The 4,493-nt window shown below is 43.5% G+C and carries 5 protein-coding genes; 3 read left to right on the top strand and 2 right to left on the bottom strand.

Annotation, left to right across the window (positions count from 1 at the left end):
- Positions 1 to 869: 869 nt before the first annotated feature.
- Positions 870 to 2,069, top strand: coding sequence for a benzoate/H(+) symporter BenE family transporter (locus AC1DSE_RS30740; RefSeq protein ID WP_477512636.1), 1,200 nt, complete (start codon positions 870 to 872; stop codon positions 2,067 to 2,069).
- Positions 2,070 to 2,085: 16 nt separating this feature from the next.
- On the opposite strand, the gene AC1DSE_RS30735 is transcribed toward AC1DSE_RS30740, so the two are convergent.
- Together AC1DSE_RS30735 and AC1DSE_RS30730 are read right to left on the bottom strand one after the other, a co-directional pair.
- Positions 2,086 to 2,598, bottom strand: a complete 513-nt coding sequence (locus AC1DSE_RS30735) for an acyl-CoA thioesterase (RefSeq protein ID WP_477512637.1) — start codon at positions 2,596 to 2,598, stop codon at positions 2,086 to 2,088.
- A 139-nt stretch (positions 2,599 to 2,737) separates the two neighbouring features.
- Entirely contained in the window at positions 2,738 to 3,400 is a 663-nt protein-coding gene (locus tag AC1DSE_RS30730; RefSeq protein WP_477512638.1) for an MBL fold metallo-hydrolase, read from the bottom strand.
- Between the two features lie 128 nt (positions 3,401 to 3,528).
- Between AC1DSE_RS30730 and AC1DSE_RS30725 the strand changes: the two genes are divergently transcribed.
- Positions 3,529 to 4,131 (top strand): RNA polymerase sigma factor, encoded by a 603-nt coding sequence (locus AC1DSE_RS30725; protein WP_430059651.1) that lies wholly within the window; start codon positions 3,529 to 3,531, stop codon positions 4,129 to 4,131.
- On the top strand, positions 4,058 to 4,493 hold a 436-nt coding region (locus AC1DSE_RS30720; protein WP_477528736.1), incomplete at its 3' end, for a DUF4179 domain-containing protein. The genes AC1DSE_RS30725 and AC1DSE_RS30720, both read left to right, overlap by 74 nt.

Raw genomic sequence — 4,493 nt, 5'->3', positions numbered from 1 at the left:
CTTATAGAGTAGCTGCGGCGTATGATCGAGGTGGGAAATTGAGCAATAAGCACGAATATGTTCTTACAGCGAGAGAAAAAGCTAGGTTTGTTGTCTGTAAGCACATATATGCGCTTATAGAGTAGCTGCGGCGTATGATCGAGGTAGGAAATGGAGCAATAAGCACGTATATGTTCTTACAGCGAGAGAAAGGGCTAGGTTTGTTGTCTGTAAGCACATATATGCGCTTATAGAGTAGCTGCGGCGTATGATCGAGGTAGGAAATGGACAAATAAGCACGTATATGTTCTTACAGCGAGAGAAAGGGCTAGGTTTGTTATCTGTAAGCACAAATATGCGCTTATAGAGTAGCTGCGGCGTATGATCGAGGTGGGAAATGGAGCAATAAGCACGTATATGTTCTTACAGCGATAGAAAGGGCTAGGTTTGTTGTCTGTAAGCACATATATGCGCTTATAGAGTAGCTGCGGCGTATGATCGAGGTGGGAAATGGAGCTGGAGCTCAGACAGAGTGAACGTTTTCGGACCTATAACTTACGAACCTAGCAGCTCTTATTTTAATCAAAGGTAATAGATTAAAAGTTTAACGAACTGCAGAATCGTTATTTCGAGAAAAATAGCTAATGCACCCAATTTACCATGCTATAACGTTCATATGATTCGTTAAAACTTAAGTAAGCTAGTTTTCATCACAATAAGAATAATACAGTTCGTTAGAGAGTTGATCTTGGGATGCCTTGATATGTTATGCGCAGAAATGGCTGAAAAAAGTTTGAGCAGTGGATGGGTACAAATTGCTGAGAAACGGTTATACTTAAGCACTTGAACAACACGGAAGCCATATTATTATACGATTAGGAAGCGATTTGATGATAAAAACCCATTCCAAGCTCAATCGGCAAAATGTGTTTACTGGTATATTATCTGCGATGCTGGCATGTACAGGCGGAGCCGTACTCATCGTTAGCAGCGCTGAAAAAGCAGGTTTTTCAACCTTAGAGCTCGTCGCGTGGCTGTTCGCCGTTTATTTTTTTGGCGGACTGCTGAACATAGCTTTGACGTTGATATATAAAATTCCGTTTGGCGGCGCGCATTCGATAACCGCCGTTGCTTTCTTAAGCACTTCTGCGACACAGTTTACCGTGCAGGAGTTAGCTGGTGCGAGCATTATTTCCGGGTTTATTATCGCTGTATTTGGTTTATCTGGTCTGTCCGATAAGCTGCTGGCTTTCCTGCCCAAGCCGCTGATGGATGCGATGCTTGCCGGTTTAATATTCAACCATATTGTAAAAATCGTTCCCGCGGTCAAGGATGCTCCCTTTGTCGGGTTCATGGCATTGGTCGGTTTTTTCTTATTTCCCCGTTTATTCAAGGGCTTTCCGCCTGTGCTCGGCGTCGTTTGTATGGGGCTGCTTGCTCTATGGATTGGCTATGATTTGCCTCCTATGGAGGTGCTGCCGTTTGCGCTGCCGCATGTGGTGAGCCCTGAGTTTTCGATTAATGGGCTGTTATCGTTAGCTATCCCTTTGTCGATACTCGTGCTTAGCAACGATTTGTTTGTAGCTTTGGCAGCACTTCGCAAAAATGGCTATGAGCCATCCGCTTCCAAGACGATTACGATAACTGGTTTTGCCACGACTGCTGTAGCGTTTCTTGGCGGTCATAGCGTAAATGTTGGCGGAATGATGAGTATGCTGTGCAGCAGCGAAGAAGCTGGTGCAAAGGAATCTCGTCCTTATGCAGCGATTGTCTCGGGCGCATTAGTGGCGCTGTTTGGATTATTTGCTTGGAAGGTTATTGCCTTTATTAATATTCTGCCGTCTTCATTTATTTGGCTTCTAACGGGTTTTTCATTGATGGGGGTATTCATTCAAAGCCTTCAATCAGCTTTTTCGGAATCTGCCTACCGCTACTCAACGGCCTTTACATTTGCGATTGCGGTAGCAAACGTCGCCTTTCTCGGCGTTTCTGCGCCTGTTTGGTGCTTGGCAATCGGCATGGTTACGATGAAATTGCTGGGCGAGGGAACACGCAGCAATAGCAATGATGCTGTTCGTCAAAATAAATAGTAATAAAAGGGGACGATTATTCCCACGGAAACTTCGTCAGTAAAAAGTCTGCAAACTTTTTGCTCTCTTCTCTGCGCTGCTTCCTCATTGCCGTTCGGTGCTCGGCCGTTTCATATAATTTAATTTCTTCTTCCGTTTCAGGGACAATACGAGGTACAGGTATTGTCTTATTTTGTTCATCTAGGGCGACAAAAGTAAGAAAAGAGGTAGCTGCTATTTTTCGCTCGCCGCTTCTTAAGTCTTCTCGTATCACTTTCACAAAAACCTCGATTGAACTTTTGCCCGTCCAAGTAACGAAGGACTCTAGGGAAACGGAATCTGTTGGCCGGATTGGATGCAAGAAATCAACGGAATCCGTCGAAGCGGTTACCGCGGTAACTCTGCATAATTTGGAAGCGGATATCGAAGCAATATCATCGATATAAGACATAAGTTTGCCGCCGAACAACGTGTTGTGATTGTTTACATCGGTTGGGAATACTCTTGAAACCTTAAAGGATCGCGTTTCTTTGACATATTTATTTTCCAAAGCATTCACACAACTTTCTAGAAAGTGGCTGATCTTTGGGTATTTTCTCCCCTTTATGGATAGGTTATGCTTCTAAAATAAAACTTAAAAGGGTTCCACATATAATGCTTGATCAGTATGTGGAACCCTTTATATATAGTTACTCTTGGCTGAGCTTTAACAATTGATCATTAACATTTTCGGTACTTAATCCCCCGTGATAACAAACGACGGATGCAATATCGAGGTCTACGTATTTTTTCAAAGAGAGACGAGCCTCTTTTATATCCGGTGTAGTCGGGACATGAATTCCCCCGAGAATCCCGTTTACACTATACATTGAATCACCAGCAATGAGCGTTTTACTTTGCTTTAAATAAAGGCTAATATGGCCGGGAGTGTGCCCAGGCGTGTGGATGACGCGTATCCCGCCGCAAAACGGCAGTTCTTGACCGTCGATCAGCGTATCGTCCACTCTGCCTTTCGGAGGATTCTCAAGGTGCCGGTCTTTTAAAAGCGGGATCTCTCCCTGAATATATGGCTTATCCAATTCATGCGCATAAATTTTAATATGATGACCATACTCTTTCAAAATCTCAGGAAGGCAGCCGATATGGTCCATATCCTGATGCGTTAAAATGACAGCTTTTAGTTTGTCTAACGACACATCTGCTTTTTCAATGGCTGCGCGTAAATCTTCGATTTGCCCTGGAAAACCTGTATCTATTAAAACAGCCGTATCTTGATCCCACAAAAGAATGGGATGAATAATCGTTCCGTGAAAATCTAGTTGAAGCATTTCTACACCCTTTGAAATCTCCATAATAGCGAGCCTCCGTAAAATTAGATTTATATAGCTGTTATTATGCAGTGACGTGGTAGTTGATATTTTTTTCGCAAAATGAACTTTAATAACCTCTGTAATCTCTTATCTATGAAAGGGGTGAGAACATGAATGTAAGCCGTCTTGTCAAACAAGCTCAAAAAGGCAACAAAGAAGCTTTATTACAACTAATCATAGCCGATCAGGACGCTTATTATCGTCTTGCCTACAGCTATTTGAGAAATGAGCATGACGCGATGGATGCCATGGCAGACATGATTGTTACGCTTTATGAAAAGCTGGATCAATTGCAAAAGAGCGAAGCCTTCTACAGCTGGAGCAAAACCATTCTCGTCAATCGTTGCAAAAAACTACTCCGCCAAAAAGAACGATTTGTTCCACTGGGAGACGAGGGTGAGTCATCCTTTGCYGGATTAACTGAAGACAACCCTTATCGCAATACGGAGTCTGAGATGAACATGCAGGTGCTGCTTTCTAATCTAAATGCACAGCAGCGGGAAGCCATCGAGCTTCGTTATGTACATGATCTCCCGTATCAGACGATTGCGGACATGACTTGTTCGCCGATTGGCACAATCAAATCAAGAATTTCGCAAGGTATTCAAAAACTGAAAGCGATGATCGGAGGGGATCGTAATGAAAACGATCGAGGAGAGATTGCAGGAGCACAAACAGACCTTGAATATCGTGCAGGCACCGTCAGGACTTGAGGACAGACTTCGCAATGCACTTGAGCATGTTCCCACGAAGAAAAGAAAGCTGAATAGAGCGATGATATGGGTTGTCGCATCAGCTGCAGCACTCCTTTTGATTGTTGGCACTTATCAATATCCTGCGTTTKCTTATTACGGAGGCAAGTTGTTTAACAAAATCGAGCTGAACTCGCTTAGCTTCTCTGAAGTGGCGGAGCAAGGCTACGGACAATCGGTCAACAAAAGCAAAACGCTAGAGGACGGTACTGTCATTACCATCAACGGGGTTATTGCGGACGATAACGCTTTACTCATGTATTATAGCATTGATAGACCCGAAGGCTCTGTATTTACTGACAATAGTTCACTGCGTTACAACG

This window comes from Paenibacillus sp. 01L418 (genome assembly GCF_056400045.1).
This window is presented reverse-complemented; position numbering and strand designations above follow the sequence as displayed.

Coding starts and splice junctions, on each gene's coding strand:
- AC1DSE_RS30740 (WP_477512636.1), top strand. CDS start 870: ATGATAAAAACCCATTCCAAGCTCAATCGGCAAAATGTGTTTACTGGT.
- AC1DSE_RS30730 (WP_477512638.1), bottom strand. CDS start 3,400: ATGGAGATTTCAAAGGGTGTAGAAATGCTTCAACTAGATTTTCACGGA.